This window comes from Nostoc sp. NMS8 (assembly GCF_017115045.1).
Classification (GTDB): domain Bacteria; phylum Cyanobacteriota; class Cyanobacteriia; order Cyanobacteriales; family Nostocaceae; genus Nostoc.
Map to the genome: position 1 here is coordinate 99,803 of NZ_JABXKK010000094.1, position 20,610 is coordinate 120,412.

Consider the following 20,610-nt stretch of genomic DNA (forward strand, 5'->3'; position numbering starts at 1 on the left):
GGAGCCATCGCCTTGGTGTTAGCGCAGCGTTAGCGACGCAGGAGCGTCGGCAGCGCGGTCTTGGGGAGCCAGTGCGGTGAGGCAGTGTAGTCTTGGAGGTTTCCCCCATGAACAACTGCCGAACCCCGAAGGGGTCTTGGGGTTTCCCCAAGTGGAGCATCTGGCGTGTTTTCCCCGGCTTGTGGCGAATGGCGTGTGAATTTAACAAGGTTCGGAAGCAGCCATGATTTTTGCGCTTTGCAACTTTAGAGAGGACACTTTTTGGAAGTTTGGAACTGGGTCAGCCACTCTCCAAATTCTCGCCATAACGCTCGCGTTGCCTCAGTCTAAACGTGTTTGTTCTCTCTCATCCCTCAAAGCCAGTGCCTTGTTTTTCACCTGTCCACTTGCAGCAGGGCAAAATAGTCTTTGGAGGCTAGATTCCCCCTTTAGTATTGGGGACAAGCATTTAAGACTACGCTTTTTTCTGAGGTCGGCTTGATGCATCCTGGAAGTTGTTAACTTGATATGATTATTAATTTAAATGTAGTTGTGACAACATTTAAACATAAATTAAGTAATTAGAAAAACTTTTGATCCCATCTAAAATCCAAGAGGTCTGGTAGTTTTAGATACTATTGATAAAGTTTAACTGGAGTTTAACCCGACCTTGGCTTGCTGATGTTTGCTAGACATTCAAATTTAAGATTAGTGTCCTCGAATACGAATAACTGTGCGCTTTGATATAGTTACGCTTTTTCCTGACTGTTTTAACTCTATTCTCAATTCTGGGCTGCTGGGTAAAGCCTTAGCCAAACAGATTGCCGAAGTGCATCTGGTTAATCCACGGGACTTTACCACTGACAAGCACCGAAAAGTAGATGATGAACCCTACGGCGGCGGTGTTGGGATGCTAATGAAGCCAGAACCTCTTTTTACCGCTGTGGAGTCGCTGCCGATTCTACCCCGAAGAGAAGTAATTTTGATGAGTCCACAAGGTCAAACAATTAATCAACCTCTTTTGAAAGAATTGGTGACAAATTATGACCAATTAGTAGTAATTTGCGGGCATTACGAAGGAGTGGATGAGAGGGTGCTACATTTAGTAACTCGTGAGGTATCTTTAGGCGATTTTATTCTGACTGGTGGAGAAATTCCAGCAATGGCTTTGATTAATGGCGTCGTGCGACTAATACCCGGAACTGTAGCCAAAACGGAGTCTCTCACAGCAGAAAGTTTTGAAGAAGGGTTATTAGACTATCCCCAATATACTCGTCCTGCCAATTTTCGCGGCTTGAAAGTGCCTGATGTCTTACTCAGTGGGAATCACGCAGCGATCGCCCGATGGCGTTACGAACAACAAATTCAAAGAACCCGCGATCGCCGCCCCGATCTCCTGGAGAAATTGAAGCAGGGGGAGAAATTGGAGCAGGGGAGCAGGGGAGCAGGGGAGCAGGGAGAGAATAATAATTTCTAGCTCTTGACTAATGACTAATGACCAATGACCAATGACTAATGACTAATGACTAAAATTCGTATTGGTAACGGCTACGATATTCATCAATTGGTGAGCGATCGCGCTTTGATTTTAGGTGGAATTAAAATTCCCCACGAACTGGGTTTATTAGGGCACAGTGACGCTGACGTACTAACCCATGCGATCATGGATGCCATGCTTGGGGCATTATCCCTGGGGGATATTGGTCATTATTTTCCGCCTAGTGACCCTCAATGGGCAGGAGCAGATAGTCTAATACTATTAACTCAAGTAAATCAACTGATTCGCGATCGAGGTTGGCAGGTGGGAAATATTGACTCGGTAGTAGTAGCAGAACGCCCAAAATTAAAACCGCATATTCACAATATGCGTGACAAACTAGCAGCGGTTTTAGAATTAGAACCAAATCAAATTGGCATCAAAGCTACCACTAACGAAAAATTAGGCCCCGTTGGACGTGAAGAAGGTATATGTGCTTATGCTGTTGTCTTACTAATTGCTTCAGAGTAACTTTTGTTTTAGCCTCTGATAAAGATATTGAAGACTGATTAAGATGGAAAAAATTTTGGAATTATGAAATTTTTTAGACAAACTTTTCTGGCAATTAAATATTTTTGGTTGCCCATAATTTTGACTTCAGCAACAGCACTTACACTTACCGCCTGCAACCCCGCTAACTTTAAAAGTGCAGCTGCTCAAATCCCGCAATTGGTAACTGCTATTCTTAGCGATCCCAAAACCTTTAACTACCCCTTGAGTCAAGAATCTCCGAATGTTTTTCCTCTGATTTTTGAAGGGTTAACTTCTGAAAACCCCATAACTGGCAAAATTGAGCCTTCTTTAGCAGAATCGTGGGAAATTTCTGATGACAAATTGCGATTTGTTTTTACCTTACGTAAGGAATTGAAATGGTCTGATGGGGAACCCTTAACAGCAGATGATGTAGTATTTACCTTTAACCAAATTTACCTAAACGAAGCGATTCCCGCAGATGCTAGAGATGTGCTACGGATTGGTGAAAGTCGCGCTTTACCAAAGGTACGAAAAATCGATGCTCAACGGATTGAATTCACAACTCCAGAACCATTTGCACCATTTTTGGGAACTCTAGGACTACCAATTTTACCTGCCCATACTTTAGAACCATTTATCAAGACAAAAGACCAAGAGGGTAAGCCCATATTTCTGTCAAAGTGGGGTGTTGATACTCCTCCAGATCAAATTATTGTTAACGGCCCTTACAAGCTAGAGCGCTACGACACAAGTCAGCGTGTAGTCTTCAGGCGCAACCCCTACTACTGGCGCAAAGGGCCGAAAGGAGAACCCCAACCTTATATTGAACGGATTGTGTGGCAAATTGTAGAATCAACAGATACCTCCTTGCTACAATTTCGTTCTGGTGGATTAGATACTGTGGGAGTCTCACCAGATTATTTCTCTTTGCTAAAGGTGCAAGAAGGGCAGGGAAATTTCAAAATTTTCAATGGTGGCCCAGCAACAGGTACAACGTTTATTTTATTCAATTTGAATAAAGGGAAAAGAGATGGAAAACCGCTGGTTGATCCAATTAAATCGCGTTGGTTCAATACTGTAGAGTTTCGGCAGGCAGTAGCCTATGCAATTGATCGGCAAACAATGATTAACAACACTTTTCGTGGCTTAGGTAAACCACAAAATTCGCCAATTTCTGTGCAAAGCCCTTATTATTTGTCGCCAGAAGAAGGTCTAAAAGTTTATAACTACAATATAGAAAAAGCGAAGGAACTGCTACTAAAAGCAGGATTCAAATATAACAACAACCAACTAATTGATGCTCAAGGAAACCGCGTTCGCTTCTCGTTACTCACCAATGCTGGTAACAAAATCCGCGAAGCAATTGGATCGCAAATTAAACAAGACTTGAGTAAAATTGGTATTCAAGTTGATTTCACTCCTCTAGCCTGGAATACTTACACAGATAAGCTGTCAAATTCATTAGACTGGGAAGTTTCTATGCTGGGTCTGACTGGTGGTTTAGAACCAAATGATGGGGCTAATGTCTGGTCTCCCGAAGGTGGATTACACATGTTTAATCAGAAACCCCAAGCTGGACAAAAGCCAGTGCAAGGTTGGGAAGTGGCTCCTTGGGAAGCAGCAATTTCTAGATTATACATTCAAGGAGCAAGGGAATTAGACCCAGCAAAGCGGAAAGAAATTTATGCCGAAACCCAAAAGATTACCCAAGAAAATTTACCGTTTATTTATCTAGTTAATGCTTTATCAATGTCAGCAGTGCGTAATCGCTTTGAAGGCATCCGATACTCTGCACTTGGTGGCGCATTCTGGAACATTCATGAAATTAAAGTAACGGATTAATCATTAGTCATTGGTTATTACTTTCAGATAAAAATAAATGACAAATGACAAAGGATAAATGACAAATGACTGATGAAAAAACTTTGCGATCGCTACTCGTTGCGGTTGCTAATGGTAAAGTTACCCCAGATACGGCATTAGATTCACTCAAAGACTTGACTTATGAATCTGTGGGCGAATTTGCCAAAATTGACCACCATCGTCAGCTAAGAACTGGTTTCCCTGAGGTAATTTGGGGCCCTGGTAAAACGCCTGACCAAATTGCTCAAATTATGGAAGTGATGCGCCTCCGTAATCCGGTAGTGATGGCGACTCGGATTGAACCAACAGTTTATACCGCACTAGAATCAAAAGTTAGCGGTTTGCGATATTACCAATCGGCACGAATTTGTGCGATCGCTCCTCCTACCATCGAACCACAATTTGCGGGTGAAATTGGCATTCTTTCTGCTGGTACGGCTGATTTACCCGTTGCGGAAGAAGCAGCTGTCACCGCTGAACTTTCAGGTTTCCGCGTCCAGCGGCTTTGGGATGTTGGCGTTGCGGGAATTCACCGTTTGCTAAGTAACCGCCACCTGATTGAGTCAGCATCAGTGTTGATTGTCGTGGCGGGTATGGAAGGCGCTTTACCCAGCGTTGTCGCTGGTTTAGCCAGTTGTCCTGTGATTGCTGTACCCACCAGCATCGGTTATGGCGCAAGTTTTGGTGGTCTAGCGCCTTTGTTGACAATGCTCAACTCTTGTGCTGCGGGAGTAGGTGTAGTAAATATCGATAATGGTTTTGGTGCAGCAGTTTTGGCGGGGCAAATTTTGCGGACTGCCGAGAAATTGCGGTTGGCATCGGCGACATCTTGAGTTAAGACATTGAAGTTATATCCAACATTTCAGTAAATATCAGTAATTAATGTAAATAATAAACTGATGCTGAAATTTGCCACCCCTAACTTCTTAATCACTAAAGATGAGCAATTACAGCGATTTGACATCTCAGTTACTTTGGCATTTGCCTGTAAATTGGACAGCCCTAGCACAAACAATCACCGATCCAAACGTTATGGGTCAGATGCAAAAAGCTTGGGGCCACTTTATACAAACAGGTCAAGTATGGGCATTGTTGATTGGTTTAGTCATTGGCTATATGATTCGGAATCTAACTAGCTACGGTTAAAGTAATTTTAGATTTTGGATTTTAGGTTTTAGATTAATCTAAAATCCAAAATCTAAAATCCAAAATTGATGCCCTCCCTTTATAATTTATGACCAAAGAAGAAACTTGGAGCCAGCGGTTTGAATTAGCATTGCATCCAGCGATCGCTCGTTTTAATGCCAGTATAGGTTTTGATATTGAATTAATCGAATATGACCTAACTGGTTCGCAAGCCCATGCCCAAATGCTCGCTCATACGGGTATTATCTCCCCAGAAGAAGGAGAGCAACTGGTTGCAGGTTTAGAGCAAATTCGCCAAGAGTACCGCCAGGGTAAATTTCAGCCTCGTGTCGATGCTGAAGATGTACATTTTGCAGTTGAACGCCGACTGACAGAAATTGTTGGCGATGTGGGGAAAAAGCTGCATACGGCGCGATCGCGTAATGACCAAGTTGGTACTGATACCAGACTCTACCTCCGCGACCAAATCCAACAAATCAAAAGCGAATTACGAGAATTTCAAGGTGTGTTACTGGATATAGCTGAAAAACACGTTGAAACTCTGATTCCTGGGTATACTCATCTACAACGCGCCCAACCAGTAAGTTTAGCTCATCACCTCTTGGCATACTTTCAAATGGCTCAACGCGACTGGGAACGTCTAGGTGACGTTTCTCGCCGTGTGAATATCTCACCTTTGGGGTGTGGTGCTTTAGCGGGAACCACTTTCCCGATCGATCGCCACTACACAGCTAAACTTTTGAATTTTGACGATATTTATGCTAATAGCCTTGATGGAGTGAGCGATCGCGATTTTGCGATCGAATTCTTGTGTGCTGCTAGCTTGATTATGGTTCACCTCAGCCGCCTTGCAGAAGAAGTCATTCTTTGGTCATCAGAAGAATTTCGCTTTCTTACCCTCAAAGATAGTTGTGCCACGGGTTCCAGTATCATGCCCCAAAAGAAAAACCCCGATGTACCAGAATTGGTGCGGGGGAAAACGGGGCGTGTATTCGGTCATCTCCAGGCAATGTTAGTAATTATGAAGGGGCTACCCCTGGCATATAACAAAGACCTACAAGAAGATAAAGAAGGTTTATTTGATAGCGTTAAGACAGTCAAAGCCTCTCTAGAAGCAATGACGATTTTGCTGAGAGAAGGTTTAGAATTTCGTACCGAGCGGTTAGCATCAGCTGTGGCGGAAGATTTTTCTAATGCTACTGATGTCGCAGATTATCTGGCAGCACGGGGCGTTCCTTTTCGGGAAGCTTATAACCTCGTGGGTAAGGTGGTAAAAACTAGTATTGCCGCAGGCAAACTCCTCAAAGATTTGACATTGGATGAGTGGCAACAACTACATCCGGCATTTGCAGCAGATATTTATGAGGCGATATCTCCCCGTCAGGTTGTGGCAGCCCGCAATAGTTACGGAGGTACTGGCTTTGTACAGGTAAGCAAAGCACTTATAGCCGCCCGCGCTCAAATTGATCAATAGAGAGGGAGTAGGGAGTAGGGGAAGCAAAGGAAAAAACTATTGATTATTGCCCAGTACCCAGTCCCCAATGCCTAAAAATAAATAAGGGCGTACAAATAAATGTACGCCCTAAAAATTAAATAACCCAAACAATAAGGATTTAGGCAGGTAGCTTATTCAGTGTCAGCTGCTGCTGCGCCTTCTTCTTCCTCACTCTTTGGTGGTCTTTGTTGGAACCTTCTCTGCATTCTTCCTGTCGTAGTTCGTTTACGAAACTTTCTGGCATACGCCTGGTTACGTAGCGCCTTTTCTTTTTTCGGGTTACGGCGCTTGGCCATGTTCACCTCATTAATAAACAACAAAAAAGTAGCAACTAGGCATCACGTAGGCAATATTAGCTACCAATGTTATTGATATACTTGTAACCTAGTGCAGCAATAAATACGCTTTAAACAGTGTACTAGTCTACCGCATACAACCTTGTTCTGTCAATAAAAATTCTAAATTAATCCTGTCAGGTAGGCGAAAAATACCTTTTCTTAGATTCTAATCTGTTAAATAGATTCTAAATTAGCTAACCACTTGTTGTTATTGAAACAAACTAATCTTATCAGGAAAGAATTCAGATTATTTTTTTAATGTGTGTTGAAAAATTATTAGTAATAGCTAGTTTCAGCAGCACGAATGCTAACGATAGACTGAAAATTTTCCTAAGTCAAAAAATATTATGTATATATAAATACAGTGCTTCTCTTGAAACTTGATGTTAGAATTAATAATATTCTACGTAAATCGTGAGAATAAAATCTCAAGCCACAAACATTTTTGTATAAAACAAAACTCAACCAAAATTCTATTAGTTGAGTCTATGTAAGTGGTAGAGAACTATAGAATACAACACAAAAAATTTGAAGATTGAACGTTATTGCTTTTTTTCCGTCAGCTGTAGAGTCCACACGTAGCTTATGGCGTATTGGACAAACAGTACTGGGTATAATATTTCGTCATCCCATTACTGGCACTAGTATCATCCCAATTTTACCTGATGGTCGAATAGTACTGATCCGGCGGCGTGACGATGGTCTTTGGGCATTGCCTGGAGGAATAGTGGATTGGGGAGAAGATATTCCCAATACAGTCGGCCGGGAATTGATGGAGGAAACTGGGCTAGACTTAGTGAAAATTAACCGTTTGGTAGGGGTTTACTCTGCACCAGACCGCGATCCCAGAATCCATTCAATTTGTATTGTGGTTGAAGCCGAGGTGCATGGGACAATGGAAATTAAGGATACTTTGGAAGTTATGGAAATCCAAGCTTTCTCTCCCAGTTTCCTACCTTTAGGACAGATGTCTCACGACCATACTCGGCAGTTGCAAGACTACTTGAAGGGCTTGACAACATTGGCATAATAATGATTGGTCATTAGTCATTAATCTTTTGTCATTTGCTGCCAAAGTTATGATCTAAGAAAGCATCTATTCTCTACGAGAGGCTGCGCGAACGGCTCATACTTCTCTCTTTGTAATTTGCCCAAAACTAATAACCAATGACTAATGACTAATGATTAATGACTATTTATTATGGTGCTAAAAGTTAACTACTAAATTAAAATGGATACACTATTCCGTAACTCCCGGAGAAAGCTTTCTCAAGGGCTAATATTCTGGCGTGAAGTCGGTGAAAAAACTCCTATAATTTTTTTACATGGTGCTTGGAATGAGAGCAGTCAATGGTTATCTGTGATGGAGTCCCTTGCACAAGATTTTCATTGTTTTGCACCTGATTTATTAGGGTTTGGTGAATCAGAGAATCCGAATATCCACCATTCGATAGATTTACAAGTTGAGTGTTTAGCTGAGTTTTTGCAAGCTGTCAAGCTAGAAAAAGTATATTTAGTGGGGCATTCTCTTGGGGGTTGGGTTGCTGCTAGCTATGCTTTAAAGTATCCAGAAAAAGTTGCTGGTGTGGTATTGCTAGCACCAGAGGGTGTAGAGATAGCAGGACAAGAAGAACATTCTCGGAAGATGCGGCGATTATTGAATTATCCACCACTTATAGTTAAATTGTTGCGATCGCTAGTTCCCTTAACTAAAGTTCTGGGTTGGCATGACAAAATTGCCCAGGATTTGCAATTACGTCAGGAATTATCGCGTTTCCCCATAGCTTGTCAGTTACTTTTCAAACGACGACAAGTAGAAATTGAGGCGGAATTAGTGCAAAAGCGGCTTTATATGATAGATGCCCCAGTTTTTATTTTACAAGGTGGCCAAGATACACCAGATGCTTTAGCCAAAAGTCGGGTTTATGCTCAACTAATGCCGAAAGTAGAGTTAAAAATGATTGCCCATGCTGGAAATGATTTACCAAAATCTTCTGCTGGAATTGTGGCGGTCGAGATTCGGGAGTTTATTCAAGGTATTTTAAAAAGCCATAATTTAAATGAATTAAACTAGTGGTCTGTCCCATTAAATTTGAGGGATAAAAGAACGAACCGCATACTCCTACGGAGAAGCAAGCTACGCGCAGCGTCTCGTAAGAGTTGGACGCAAAGAGCGCAAAGTTAAGCTGATATTTGTTGGATTGCACCCAACCTACGTTTCTTCTCCCTTCATTTTATTCTATCTACGCTATCACCTATTACTATTTCGCGCATTCCCAAAAATATTAAATTTGGTTCTACAATTAAATGCTCTGCAATCTCAGGATATAAGGCTTGTAAATAGTTTAATAATAAAGTGCGATCGCCACCTTTAATTGCAATCTTTCCATCAGGAAATAATTGCAACCACGCCTCAATAAAATCTTTAATTCCGGCTAATATTGTGTAAATTACTCCACTTTGAATTGCTTCTGTAGTATTAAGTGCAAAACGTGGTGGTAGAAAGGTAAAAGTTTGTATTTCTAATAATGGTAATTGTCCTGTTTGTTGAGCGAGACTTGCAAATTGTAAGCCTAGTCCTGGCAGAATTGCACCTCCAACTAGACACTGGTTATCATCCGCAGTGGTGAAAGTCAGCGCTGTACCAGCATCAATCACCAACATGGGAAAACCCCAAGTTTTCCCCGCACCCCACAAAGCTAAAGCGCGGTCAATTCCCAGTGTGGGATAAACATTTTTGAGTGGTACTTGCTCTAATGTAATAAGGCGAGTATTTGGGTAAGTTTGCCAAATAGCAGTTTGGCTAGGAACTACAGAGGCGAGGAGGAGGGGAGGCGAGGAGGAGGAAGTATTTTCTACCCTAATTTTCTGATCGGGTGCAGAAATTGCCACTAGTAAACGATCCAGGGTTTGACATTTAGCTAACTGTTGTATGGCAGACTCAGCTAGATGGTCGCTATCCCAAGCTGAGTAAAGCTTTTTGCCAACAAACAACGCCCAATGTAGCCGAGAGTTCCCAATTTCCAATGCTAGCCAAATTTTCCCCATCCCCCCAATCCCTCTGCGGTTTCACACTTTTAACTTTTTTAAGTAAGCTATAGGTTTTTTAATAAAAATTAACATTCAAGCCGTGTCACAATAAAATGAGAGGAAGAAATACTCATTGTATTAAGGAGGGGAGTTATGGTAGCGCTCACCGAAAAAACTGAAAAACGGCTCACCATAGAGACTGTAGAGATTGCTCAAGAGACGACGGCTATTCGCTCTTTGGATTGGGATCGCGATCGCTTCGATATTGAGTTTGGTTTGCAAAACGGTACTACTTATAACTCGTTTCTCATCCGTGGAGAGCAGACTGCCTTAGTTGATACCTCCCACGAAAAGTTTCGTCAACTATACTTTGATACGCTCACCGGACTAATCAAGCCAACAGAGATTGATTATTTAATTATCAGCCACACTGAGCCAGACCACAGCGGTTTAGTTAAAGATTTGCTGCTTATGGCTCCAGAAATTACCGTTGTCGGTTCTAAAGTGGCGATTCAGTTTCTTGAAGATTTAGTACATCAGCCATTTAAACGGCGGATTGTGAAAAATGGCGATCGCTTAGATTTGGGCAATGGTCATGAATTTGAATTCGTGATTGCCCCAAATTTACATTGGCCGGATACCATTTTCAGCTTTGACCACAAAACCAAAACTCTCTATACATGCGATGCTTTTGGGCTGCACTATTGCTCAGATAGCACCTTTGATGAAAACTTGGCAGCGATCGAAGAAGACTTTCATTATTACTACGATTGCTTGATGGGGCCAAATGCACGCTCAGTTTTGTCTGCCCTGAAGCGGATGGCAGAACTGAAAACCATCAATATGATTGCTACAGGACACGGGCCATTATTATCTCACAATGTTGAAGAACTAGTTGGGCGTTACCGCACTTGGAGTCAAAGCCAAAGTAAACCAGAAACAGCAGTTGGAATATTTTACGTTTCCGAATACGGATATAGCGATCGCCTCGCCCAAGCAATTGCCAACGGTATCGGTAAAACTGGTGTTGCCGTGGAAATCATCGATTTGGGATCTGAAGTAGATTTACAAGAACTGCGGGAATTAGTTAGTCGCTGTGCTGGGCTAATCGTTGGTCTACCTCCGGCTTCTGGTGCTGCGAGTATCCAAGCTGCACTCAGCACAGTTTTAGGATCTGCTAAAGAAAAGCAAGCCATCGGCGTATTTGAAACTGGCGGTGGCGATGATGAACCGATAGATCCTTTGCTGAGTAAATTCCGCAATTTGGGTTTGACAACAGTTTTTCCAGCGATTCGGATTAAAGAAACACCTACGGAAAATACTTACAAGCTGTGTGAAGAAGCGGGTACAGACTTAGCTCAATGGGTAACACGCGATCGCACTATCAAAGCCATGAAATCCCTTGGTGCTGACTTAGATAAAGCATTAGGTAGAATCAGCGGCGGACTATATATCATCACTGCCAAAAAAGGCGATGTATCCAGTGCCATGTTAGCCTCCTGGGTTGCTCAAGCCAGCTTTAAACCCTTGGGATTTTCCATTGCAGTCGCCAAAGATCGGGCAATTGAATCACTTATGCAGGTAGGCGATCGCTTTGTTCTCAACATCTTAGAAGAAGGCAATTTTCAACCACTCATGAAGCACTTTTTGAAACGGTTCGGCCCTGGTGCAGATCGTTTTCAAGGTGTGAGAACCCAGCCAGCCGAAAATGGTGCCCCCATCCTCAACGACGCTCTCGCCTACATGGAGTGCGAAGTCACCAGTAGAATGGATTGTGGCGACCACTGGGCAGTATACAGCACAGTCTACGCCGGACGGGTTTCTAAGCCAGAAGCTTTGACTGCTGTGCATCACCGTAAAGTCGGAAACCATTATTAGGGACTGGGGACTGGGGACTGGGGACTGGGAAAAAGTTTCCAAATACCTAATCCTCATTGACCCTTATCCCCTTTAGGTACGCCGAGTTACCCATTTACACCGAATTCCTCAGTACCCAATCCCTAATCCCCAATCCCCAAGAAAGCTATGTCACAAAATAAACCCCGTGATGTTCAAGTTCATCCAATAGCTACAGATACAAGAATACTGCGATCGCGCAGTTGGTCAAGGCTCAGATTTGAAATTGAATATGCTCTTGCTAAGGGTACAACTGCTAATTCTTATTTAATCGAAAGCGAGAAAACCGCAATTATCGATCCTCCAGGGGAAACGTTTACGCAAATTTATTTAGAAGCTTTACAGCAACGTTTCCATTTTGAAGATTTAGATTATGTAATTTTGGGACACGTAAATCCTAACCGCGCCGCAACTTTAAAAGCTTTGTTGGGAATTGCTCCGCAAATCACCTTCGTGTGTTCTAATCCAGGGGCAATAAATTTACGTGCAGCGCTAGAAAATCCAGATTTACAAATTCTTGTGATGCGGGGCGAAGAAACCCTAGATTTGGGTAATGGGCATAATTTACAATTTATTCCCACCCCCAATCCCCGCTATGCAGATCAACTCTGCACCTACGATCCGCAAACAGAAGTTTTGTACACAGATAAGTTATTTGGGGCGCACGTTTGTGGAGATCAGGTATTTGATGAAGGTTGGGAAGTATATAACGAGGATCGGCGCTATTATTTTGATTGCCTCATGGCTCCCCACGCCCGTCAAGTTGAAACAGCGCTAGATAAACTTGCAGATTTTCCCGTGAGAATGTATGCCAATGGGCACGGGCCTTTGGTGCGCTATGGTTTAATCGACTTGACCAACGCTTATCGAGAATGGAGTCAACAGCAAACATCTGCTGACTTGACAGTGGCGTTAATTTATGCTTCAGCTTATGGTAATACAGCCACATTAGCCCAAGCGATCGCTCGTGGCATCACCAAAGCTGGTGTCGCTGTAGAATCGATTAACTGCGAATTTACTGAACCAGAAGAAATCCGTGCGGCTGTGGAAAAAGCTGGTGGTTTCATCATCGGTTCTCCTACCCTTGGCGGTCATGCACCGACACCCGTGCAAACAGCTTTAGGAATTGTCCTATCCACCGCTACTAACAATAAACTCGCCGGTGCTTTTGGTTCCTTTGGCTGGAGTGGAGAAGCGGTTGATTTAATTGAGGGTAAATTAAAAGATGCTGGTTATCGGTTTGGTTTTGATACCATCCGCGTAAAATTCAAACCCGACGATGCCACCTTACAATTATGTGAAGAAGCTGGAACCGACTTTGCCCAAGCACTGAAGAAAGCCAGAAAAGTGCGATCGCAGAGTCTTCCTGCAACAACTGTAGAACAAGCAGTTGGGCGAATTGTCGGCTCTCTTTGTGTTCTGACAGCAAAAGAAGGCGATCGCTCCAGTGCCATGTTAGCTTCTTGGGTATCTCAAGCCAGCTTTAATCCACCTGGTTTAACTATCGCCGTCGCCAAAGACCGCGCAGTGGAAACACTGACCCATACAGGAAACAAATTTGTCCTCAACATCCTTAAAGAAGGGAATCACTTGGGGTTGATGAAGCACTTCCTCAAACCTTTTGGGCCAGGACAAGACCGATTTGCTGATGTCGCCGCCGAAGAAACGGAAAGCGGTTCTCCTATACTTACAGATGCTCTAGCATATCTCGAATGCTCTGTACAAAACCGGATGGAATCTGGCGACCACTGGCTGGTTTATGCGACCGTCGAGAATGGCAAATTGCTAGATACTGATGGCGTTACAGCCGTCCATCATCGGAAGTCGGCAACTCATTATTAATCAATTCAATCATTGCCAATTTCCGACCCCAGCCTATTTTTGGTAGTTTTATAAACTCTGCATATCTAATCGGATATGATCTGGTCATGGAGTTCGAGTGGGATCAATCAAAAGCAGCCGCAAATTTGAAGAAGCACGGTGTCAGCTTTGAAGAAGCCAAAACCGTCTTTAACAATTCTTTGGCAGTCATCTTTGATGATAAAGCGCACTCTATAGATGAGCAGCGAGAAATCATTATTGGTCACTCTCAACAAAATCTCTTGCTTTTGATTTCTTTCACTGAGCGTTCCAATGTTATCCGTATCATCAGCGCCCGTCTAGCTACTCGAAAGGAACGTGAAGATTATGAACGAAACACCTTTTGAAAAATCGCAAAATTCTGACGACGAGCTTCAAGCTGAGTATCGCTTCGATTATCAAAAGGCAAAGCCTAATCGCTTTGCTGCCCGTAGTGGAACGCAACAGTTAACAGTTGTGGTCTTAGATGAAGATGTGGCTCAGGTTTTCACCACACCAGAATCGGTCAACAAAGTGTTGAGGGCATTGATTGAGTCAATGCCACAAGTAGCAAACGGCGAGACAGCATAGTCTTGTTGTATCACAAGCCGTCTTATTCTGATAATCCAACGCTCTCTGTTAGAAATTATTACCATGACGTTACGTGAACTTGAAGATCAAGCACTGAGATTATCTGCCGAGGATCGTTGGCAGTTAATCAATACATTAGTGCGATCGCCTAATTCGCTACACATTTCTATTTTTTAGTCTTAACCGAGCAGTATTGCTTTCAGATTCGCTCATAAGCAGACAAAAAATCCTCTCTTGAGATACCCGCTTGAGTACAAATGGATCTCAATGTCAAACCTTTAATTTGAGAATGGTTAGGCATACTCAGTGGAGTTTTTGTTCCATCTTAGTTTTCTCGCTCCATAACAATATGCTCTCGCTCCCTAATAACAGTGAATCCCAGAAATTCCAATGTCTTAATAACTTTAGCTTTAAGTACATCTACTGGGAATTTAACCATTAAATAGGAACCTCAGCTTCCGCCACAAAAGTTTCTAGGACTGGTGATTCCTCTTCTAAAACCTCTTGACCAAATATCTCTATATGGCAGTGGAGAGCAGATTTAACATCAGCTAGTGCTTCTTCATAGCTGTCACCTTCGCCAACTACAACCCCCTTGATACCCAAGGGATATGCTACGTAACCGTCATTATGTTTTTTAACAATAATTTTGATTGCTCTCATTGTTATATAAAAGAACGGCTGAAAAGTTTGGGGGGAATGTAGGATTTACACACAATAAATCCTCCAACACCTTAAAAAGTTGGCTTTTAGGGTTATGGCTATTTGCTAAAGCTGTAAATTTGCTGTGTCTCCAAGCGATCGCTAATTGATGAAGGCAGTGTACTATCGGTGAATGTCTGCCGATCTAGTTGGACTTGTAAATTACTCAAAGGATCGCAACCAGAAGAAATCAGAAATTCTAGTTTTTGGATGTATGGCAAAGTAGCGAGGTTATCCAGAATTTGAAAGACCGCCTGTACATAAGGATGACCCTCTTGACGATACCAATCACAGCTAGCAACTTTTGCCTGATCAAAACCCAAGTGTACTGTTAAAGATGGCTCGTCAAATATAGCGATCGCTAAGGGACGCGCTTCTTCTTGCAACAATAAATCATTACTTCTCGCTAAATGTCGCAGTTTTTCTAAGCGTTCATAGCGTTCTGTCACAGCTTCCGGGTCATCTTGCCAGTGAATTGCTACTGTTACTAAATAAGTTTGTAACAGCATGTGACCCAGCTTTTTCGCCTTTGTTGCTAGATAGTAGGAATTGTACTCGGTTGCTTCAATTAACAATGGCAAGCGATCAACCACTTCCAATCCATAGCCTTTGACTCCAGCAATTTTACGGGGATTATTGGTAATCAGGCGAATCTTTTTGATGCCTAAGTCCATGAGCATTTGTGCCCCCATCCCGTAATCTCGCAAGTCAGCAGGAAATCCTAAACGCTCATTTGCTTCTACTGTATCCAATCCCATATCCTGCAACGAGTAGGCTTTCAGCTTATTAATCAAGCCGATTCCCCGCCCTTCTTGGCGCAGGTATACAACTACACCTTGACCAGCAGCCTCAATCATTTTCAGTGCTGCTTGCAACTGCATTCGACAGTCGCAGCGCAAAGAACCCAAAGCATCACCAGTTAAGCATTCTGAGTGCATCCGCACCATCACAGGCTCATCTTTGAAATTAGCTGGATCGCCCTTGACAATTGCAACGTGTTCTGTATTATCCAGAGTATGGCGGTAGGCGTAAATTTCAAACTGACCGAATTGACTAGGAAGCTTGGTAATCACCTCACGATACACTAAGCGATCGTGCTGTAGGCGATAACTGATTAAATCCGCAATACTAATAATTTTTAAATTGTGACGTTTAGCATATTCAACTAATTGCTGTAACCGCGCCATTGAACCATCGGGGTTTTGAATTTCACAAATTACCCCGGCTGGGTATAACCCTGCTAGTCGAGATAAGTCCACAGCCGCTTCCGTATGCCCTGCCCGTTTGAGTACGCCTCCAGCCTTAGCCCGAAGGGGAAAAATATGACCAGGGCGACGTAAATCGGTGGGTTTTGTGGCTGGATTGAGAGTAACCTGGATAGTGCGAGCGCGGTCTTCGGCTGAGATGCCTGTGCTTACGCCTAATTCTGGCCCGGCATCAATACTGACAGTGAAGGCAGTTTGGTTAGTATCTGTAATGTTGCTTACCATCAAGGGTAAGTCTAGCTCGTCTAGGCGATCGCCTGTCATTGCCAAACAAATCAGCCCTCTCGCTTCCACCGCCATGAAATTAATAGTGTCGGGTGTAGCAAATTGAGCAGCACAAATCAAGTCGCCTTCATTTTCTCTATTTTCATCATCTACCACTACAATGACGCGACCAGCTTTGAGGTCTGCTAAAGCGGCATCAATCGAATCAAATTTAAAAGCTTGGGTAGTATTAGGCTGTGACACAGAAAGATTTCCAGCTATAAACGTAAATTTTTTTTACAATTTCTTCTTTTAGATTGTAGCTCCTTTATAAGGCAGAGAAGTAGACTAGCAATAATTTGATCGCGTGACAAGAATTATGTCATTAAAAGTAGGGATAAAGTGCAGCGACAGTTAAGGATGAGGGGGATGAAGAATAATTTACTTCCTCTGCTCCCTCATCTCCCCGTTTTGTGCGCTACGCGTCTAGTCGCTGATATTGTTGATAGCTGAGAACGAATTAACTATTCATGGGATAAGGATTTCAGATCATGGGCAAATTTAGACGCGTACCCGTTGGGATTGTTGGCGCGTCGGGCTATGGCGGAGTACAGTTAGTACGATTACTGATGGATCATCCAGAAGTTGAACTGGTTTATTTAGGTGGTGAGAGTAGTATTGGGAAATCCTTCGGGGATCTCTACCCGCATCTAGCTCATGCAACTAACCTGCTAATAGAGGCTGTAGAACCAGAAATAATTGCTCACCGCTGTGAAGTAGTTTTCTTGTCTTTACCAAATGGTCTGGCTTGCCAAATCGCGCCGAAACTGTTGGAAAAAGGATGTAAAGTTATAGATTTGAGTGCAGACTATCGGTTTAGTAATTTGACAACTTATACAAATTGGTATGGCATTGAGAGAAGCGATCGCACAATTGCAGCGACAGCAGTTTATGGATTACCAGAACTTTATCGCGATCGCATTGCCGAAGCTCAACTCATTGGCTGTCCTGGTTCCTATCCCACAGCTAGTCTTCTTGCACTTTCGCCACTATTAAAGCAAGGTTTAATCGTACCAGAAACAGCTATTATCGATGCCAAGTCCGGCACATCTAGCAGTGGACGACAGCCTCAAACCAACTTATTACTAGCTGAAGCAGACAACTCAATCGCAGCTTTCAACGTCGGTCGTCACCGTCATACCCCAGAAATTGAGCAAATTTGCAGTGACTTAGCTGGTCACGAACTCATGATCCAATTTACACCGCACTTGATCCCAATGGTACGCGGGATTTTGGCAACGGTATATGCCAAGATGAGCGATCCTGGTCTAGTGCGAGATGACTTAATCACAATTTTCTCAGCCTTCTACCGTAACTCTCCTTGGGTAAAAGTCTGTAGTAGCGGTATTTACCCCCAAACCAAATGGGCTAATGGCAGCAATCTTTGTTACATCGGTGTAGAAGTTGACCCGCGCACAGGTCGCGTAATTGTCATGTCAGCAATTGACAATCTAATTAAAGGACAGGCGGGCCAAGCTATTCAGTGTCTAAACCTGATGATGGACTGGGATGAAACCTTGGGATTGCCCAAATTGGGGTTTTATCCGTAAATGGGGATTGGGGATTGGGAAGAATTCTAGTCCCCAGTCCCCAGTCCCTACTTCGGCCCTAACCCCACAGCACCAGCATAAACGGCGCGATCGCCTAGTTGATCTTCAATTCGCAGCAAGCGATTATATTTTGCTACGCGTTCGCTGCGACACAGAGAACCTGTTTTGATTTGACCGGCACGGGTTGCTACAGCTAAATCAGCGATCGTTGTGTCTTCGGTTTCACCAGAACGATGGCTAATTACTGAACGGATACTGTTACGAGTTGCCAAATCAATCGTTTCTAAGGTTTCGGTAAGTGAACCGATTTGATTGAGTTTAATCAAAATGGCATTAGCAGCTTTTTCCTGAATGCCTCTTTGCAAGCGGGTGGCATTAGTAACAAATAAGTCATCCCCTACCAACTGCACCCGCGAACCTAACTTCTGGGTGAGTAATTGCCAACTTTGCCAATCTTCTTCGTGCAAGCCATCTTCAATTGACACAATTGGATATTGGTCAACTAGTTGTCCTAAATAATCAATAAATTCAGCCGGGGCGTGAGGTTTACCATCGTAAACATACTGTCCATTCTTGTAAAATTCGCTAGCCGCTACATCCAATGCCAAAGCGACTTCTTCCCCTGGCTTATAACCAGCTTTCTTAATGGCAGCAACCAGCAATTCCAAAGCTACTTGATTGGACTCTAAATTAGGGGCAAAACCGCCTTCATCGCCCACACCAGTAAGCAAACCCTTTTCATCTAATACCTGACTAAGAGTCGCAAACACCTCTGCACCCCAGCGCAATGCTTCCTGGAAGGAAGTTGCACCAATTGGGACAATCATAAATTCTTGAAAATCCACGTTATTTGATGCGTGTGCGCCACCGTTAATCACGTTCATCAACGGCACTGGGAGCAAATTCGCTAAAGGGCCACCCAAATAGCGATATAGAGGAATATCAAGAGATTCAGCACCAGCTTTGGCTGCTGCTAAGGAAACTCCCAAAATCGCATTTGCGCCCAAATTGGATTTGTTGGCAGAACCATCTATCGCGATCATTGTGCGGTCTAGGAGTTCTTGGTTGAGGGCATCCAAGCCTAGTAATTTTGGTGCAAGTGCTTCTTTGACGTTTTGTACTGCCTTGAGTACGCCTTTGCCTCCATAACGGCTTTTATCGCCATCACGCAGTTCGTGGGCTTCAAAAGTGCCAGTAGATGCACCACTGGGAACCTGCGCCAGTCCGACAACACCGTTGGCTAAATGCACTTCGGCTTCAATTGTCGGTCTACCGCGTGAATCAAGAATTTCACGAGATGCGATCGCCTCAATGGCAGTATCTAGAAATTTACTCATCTGTACTTTATCCTTTATTCGAGTGTGTTACGCATCCAGTCCAGTTGCTTAACCCAATCGTTAGCATAGGCGGTTAAGAGGCTTTCTCGGCTGAGATTAAAGAAGATTTCCACTATAGGATCGGAATCAACGCCAAGAATGGGTAATTGTTTATCCTGTCCTTTCCTTTTAGTTCTTTCTGTGAAGGCATTTTTACCTTAAGACTTTGAGCTAGGTAAAATGTTGGCAGAGAATAACACTAAATCAATTACACAGAAAAGGTCAATATGCGATTACTACACACAATGCTGCGGGTGGGCAATCTTGAAGAGTCCTTAAAGTTCTACTGTGAAGTTCTAGGAATGAAACTGCTGCGCCGAAAAGATTATCCAGGGGGAGAATTTACCCTGGCTTTTGTTGGCTATGGCGATGAAAGCGACAACTCGGCGATCGAACTAACATATAACTGGGGAGTGGAAAAGTACGAATTGGGTAATGCTTACGGTCACATTGCCCTTGGTGTTGATGACATTTACGCTACGTGTGACGAAATCCGCAGTCAGGGCGGTAAAGTCGTGCGTGAACCAGGGGCGATGAAACATGGTTCGACAGTAATTGCTTTTGTGGAAGATCCAGATGGATATAAAATTGAACTGATTCAACTGGGAAGTCAAGGGTCAGCAGTCAAACAGGAATCACAAGAGCAACTTGTAAGTCAGTAATTCTTATAAGGTATAAAGGATTTCCAAAAAATAAATTATCCGCTAGGGTAGAGTGTCACTTACCAAGCTGGATTTAGATCCCCGACTTCTTCAAGAAGTCGGGGATCTGGGCAGCAAGTTTTGCTTAAGAAATATATTAAAAAGTTGAACCAGACGCGGCGAGATTGATTATTACCGCCTACTGTCTTCTCATACCAGCAAATCTCGAAGCGCGAGACTTCCCCTTTTTAGGCGGGTTAGGGGATATCTTCTGCGTAAATCCTATTAGTCTTACCTACATACTGTCGTTGATGAGTAACATTAATCGCGTAGACGTAGCCCATCGTAGACATCACTCTAATCACAACATCATCTGCCAAAGTCCACTCATAACAGTATTTTCGTTTTAAATTAGAAAATAGGTAATCGATTAAACTATCACCAATTACCAATCTAAAATTGCCACCGGAGATACACGCGGATATACGCTGAGAATGCTTGGATAATTAGGGACTGGGGACTAGTACCGCAAGGCAGAATTCAAAATGACGCTCTCTCTCTACGAGACGCTGCGCTAACAAAATTCAAAATTAATACGGCGTAAGCGTTTCATTAATTTTGAAT

The 20,610-nt window shown here is 43.2% G+C and carries 19 protein-coding genes; 14 read left to right on the plus strand and 5 right to left on the minus strand.

Annotation, left to right across the window (positions count from 1 at the left end; all coding sequences use genetic code 11):
• Positions 1-712 precede the first annotated feature (712 nt).
• The 8 genes from trmD (at position 713) to HWQ39_RS21615 (ending at position 8,906) form a co-directional block, all read left to right on the plus strand.
• Positions 713-1,456, plus strand: a complete 744-nt coding sequence (trmD, locus tag HWQ39_RS21580) for a tRNA (guanosine(37)-N1)-methyltransferase TrmD (protein ID WP_292849408.1) — start codon at positions 713-715, stop codon at positions 1,454-1,456.
• A gap of 45 nt (positions 1,457-1,501) precedes the next feature.
• Complete coding sequence (ispF, locus tag HWQ39_RS21585; protein ID WP_292849410.1) at positions 1,502-1,987, plus strand: 2-C-methyl-D-erythritol 2,4-cyclodiphosphate synthase; 486 nt, start codon at positions 1,502-1,504, stop codon at positions 1,985-1,987.
• A 63-nt stretch (positions 1,988-2,050) separates the two neighbouring features.
• Positions 2,051-3,832, plus strand: coding sequence for an ABC transporter substrate-binding protein (locus HWQ39_RS21590; RefSeq protein ID WP_292849412.1), 1,782 nt, complete (start codon positions 2,051-2,053; stop codon positions 3,830-3,832).
• A gap of 65 nt (positions 3,833-3,897) precedes the next feature.
• Positions 3,898-4,686, plus strand: a complete 789-nt coding sequence (gene larB, locus HWQ39_RS21595) for a nickel pincer cofactor biosynthesis protein LarB (RefSeq protein WP_292849414.1) — start codon at positions 3,898-3,900, stop codon at positions 4,684-4,686.
• Between the two features lie 106 nt (positions 4,687-4,792).
• The gene (locus HWQ39_RS21600) at positions 4,793-4,999 is read left to right on the plus strand and encodes a hypothetical protein (protein WP_292849416.1); all 207 of its coding nucleotides are present in this window, start codon (positions 4,793-4,795) and stop codon (positions 4,997-4,999) included.
• An 88-nt stretch (positions 5,000-5,087) separates the two neighbouring features.
• Positions 5,088-6,473, plus strand: a complete 1,386-nt coding sequence (gene argH / locus HWQ39_RS21605) for an argininosuccinate lyase (RefSeq protein ID WP_292849418.1) — start codon at positions 5,088-5,090, stop codon at positions 6,471-6,473.
• An 894-nt stretch (positions 6,474-7,367) separates the two neighbouring features.
• The gene (locus tag HWQ39_RS21610; protein ID WP_292849420.1) at positions 7,368-7,862 is read left to right on the plus strand and encodes an NUDIX hydrolase; all 495 of its coding nucleotides are present in this window, start codon (positions 7,368-7,370) and stop codon (positions 7,860-7,862) included.
• Between the two features lie 201 nt (positions 7,863-8,063).
• Positions 8,064-8,906, plus strand: a complete 843-nt coding sequence (locus HWQ39_RS21615; protein WP_292849422.1) for an alpha/beta hydrolase — start codon at positions 8,064-8,066, stop codon at positions 8,904-8,906.
• Between the two features lie 155 nt (positions 8,907-9,061).
• Here the strand turns inward: HWQ39_RS21615 and HWQ39_RS21620 are convergent, their stop codons facing one another.
• Entirely contained in the window at positions 9,062-9,880 is an 819-nt protein-coding gene (locus tag HWQ39_RS21620) for a pantothenate kinase (RefSeq protein ID WP_292849424.1), read from the minus strand.
• 135 nt (positions 9,881-10,015) lie between these two features.
• On the opposite strand from HWQ39_RS21620, the gene HWQ39_RS21625 reads away from it, so the two are divergent.
• The 4 genes from HWQ39_RS21625 (at position 10,016) to HWQ39_RS21640 (ending at position 14,188) form a co-directional block, all read left to right on the plus strand.
• Complete coding sequence (locus HWQ39_RS21625; protein ID WP_292849426.1) at positions 10,016-11,740, plus strand: diflavin flavoprotein; 1,725 nt, start codon at positions 10,016-10,018, stop codon at positions 11,738-11,740.
• Positions 11,741-11,887: 147 nt separating this feature from the next.
• On the plus strand, positions 11,888-13,600 hold the full coding sequence (locus HWQ39_RS21630; protein WP_292849428.1) for a diflavin flavoprotein: 1,713 nt from the start codon (positions 11,888-11,890) through the stop codon (positions 13,598-13,600).
• 86 nt (positions 13,601-13,686) lie between these two features.
• The gene (locus tag HWQ39_RS21635) at positions 13,687-13,965 is read left to right on the plus strand and encodes a BrnT family toxin (RefSeq protein WP_292849430.1); all 279 of its coding nucleotides are present in this window, start codon (positions 13,687-13,689) and stop codon (positions 13,963-13,965) included.
• Positions 13,946-14,188, plus strand: coding sequence for a hypothetical protein (locus tag HWQ39_RS21640; RefSeq protein ID WP_292849432.1), 243 nt, complete (start codon positions 13,946-13,948; stop codon positions 14,186-14,188). The genes HWQ39_RS21635 and HWQ39_RS21640 overlap by 20 nt, the downstream gene beginning before the upstream one ends.
• Before the next feature lie 438 nt (positions 14,189-14,626).
• Here the strand turns inward: HWQ39_RS21640 and HWQ39_RS21645 are convergent, their stop codons facing one another.
• The gene (locus HWQ39_RS21645; protein WP_292849434.1) at positions 14,627-14,851 is read right to left on the minus strand and encodes a hypothetical protein; all 225 of its coding nucleotides are present in this window, start codon (positions 14,849-14,851) and stop codon (positions 14,627-14,629) included.
• A gap of 98 nt (positions 14,852-14,949) precedes the next feature.
• The gene (gene ribBA / locus HWQ39_RS21650) at positions 14,950-16,623 is read right to left on the minus strand and encodes a bifunctional 3,4-dihydroxy-2-butanone-4-phosphate synthase/GTP cyclohydrolase II (protein WP_292849436.1); all 1,674 of its coding nucleotides are present in this window, start codon (positions 16,621-16,623) and stop codon (positions 14,950-14,952) included.
• 287 nt (positions 16,624-16,910) lie between these two features.
• Between ribBA and argC the strand changes: the two genes are divergently transcribed.
• Entirely contained in the window at positions 16,911-17,969 is a 1,059-nt protein-coding gene (argC, locus tag HWQ39_RS21655) for an N-acetyl-gamma-glutamyl-phosphate reductase (protein WP_292849438.1), read from the plus strand.
• A gap of 47 nt (positions 17,970-18,016) precedes the next feature.
• Here the strand turns inward: argC and eno are convergent, their stop codons facing one another.
• On the minus strand, positions 18,017-19,306 hold the full coding sequence (eno, locus tag HWQ39_RS21660; RefSeq protein WP_292849440.1) for a phosphopyruvate hydratase: 1,290 nt from the start codon (positions 19,304-19,306) through the stop codon (positions 18,017-18,019).
• A 266-nt stretch (positions 19,307-19,572) separates the two neighbouring features.
• Here eno and gloA point away from each other — a divergent pair, with 266 nt between their 5' ends.
• Positions 19,573-20,007, plus strand: a complete 435-nt coding sequence (gloA, locus tag HWQ39_RS21665; RefSeq protein ID WP_292849442.1) for a lactoylglutathione lyase — start codon at positions 19,573-19,575, stop codon at positions 20,005-20,007.
• 236 nt (positions 20,008-20,243) lie between these two features.
• Here gloA and HWQ39_RS21670 read toward each other — a convergent pair whose 3' ends face one another.
• Positions 20,244-20,438, minus strand: coding sequence for a hypothetical protein (locus HWQ39_RS21670; RefSeq protein ID WP_292849444.1), 195 nt, complete (start codon positions 20,436-20,438; stop codon positions 20,244-20,246).
• Positions 20,439-20,610 lie beyond the last annotated feature (172 nt).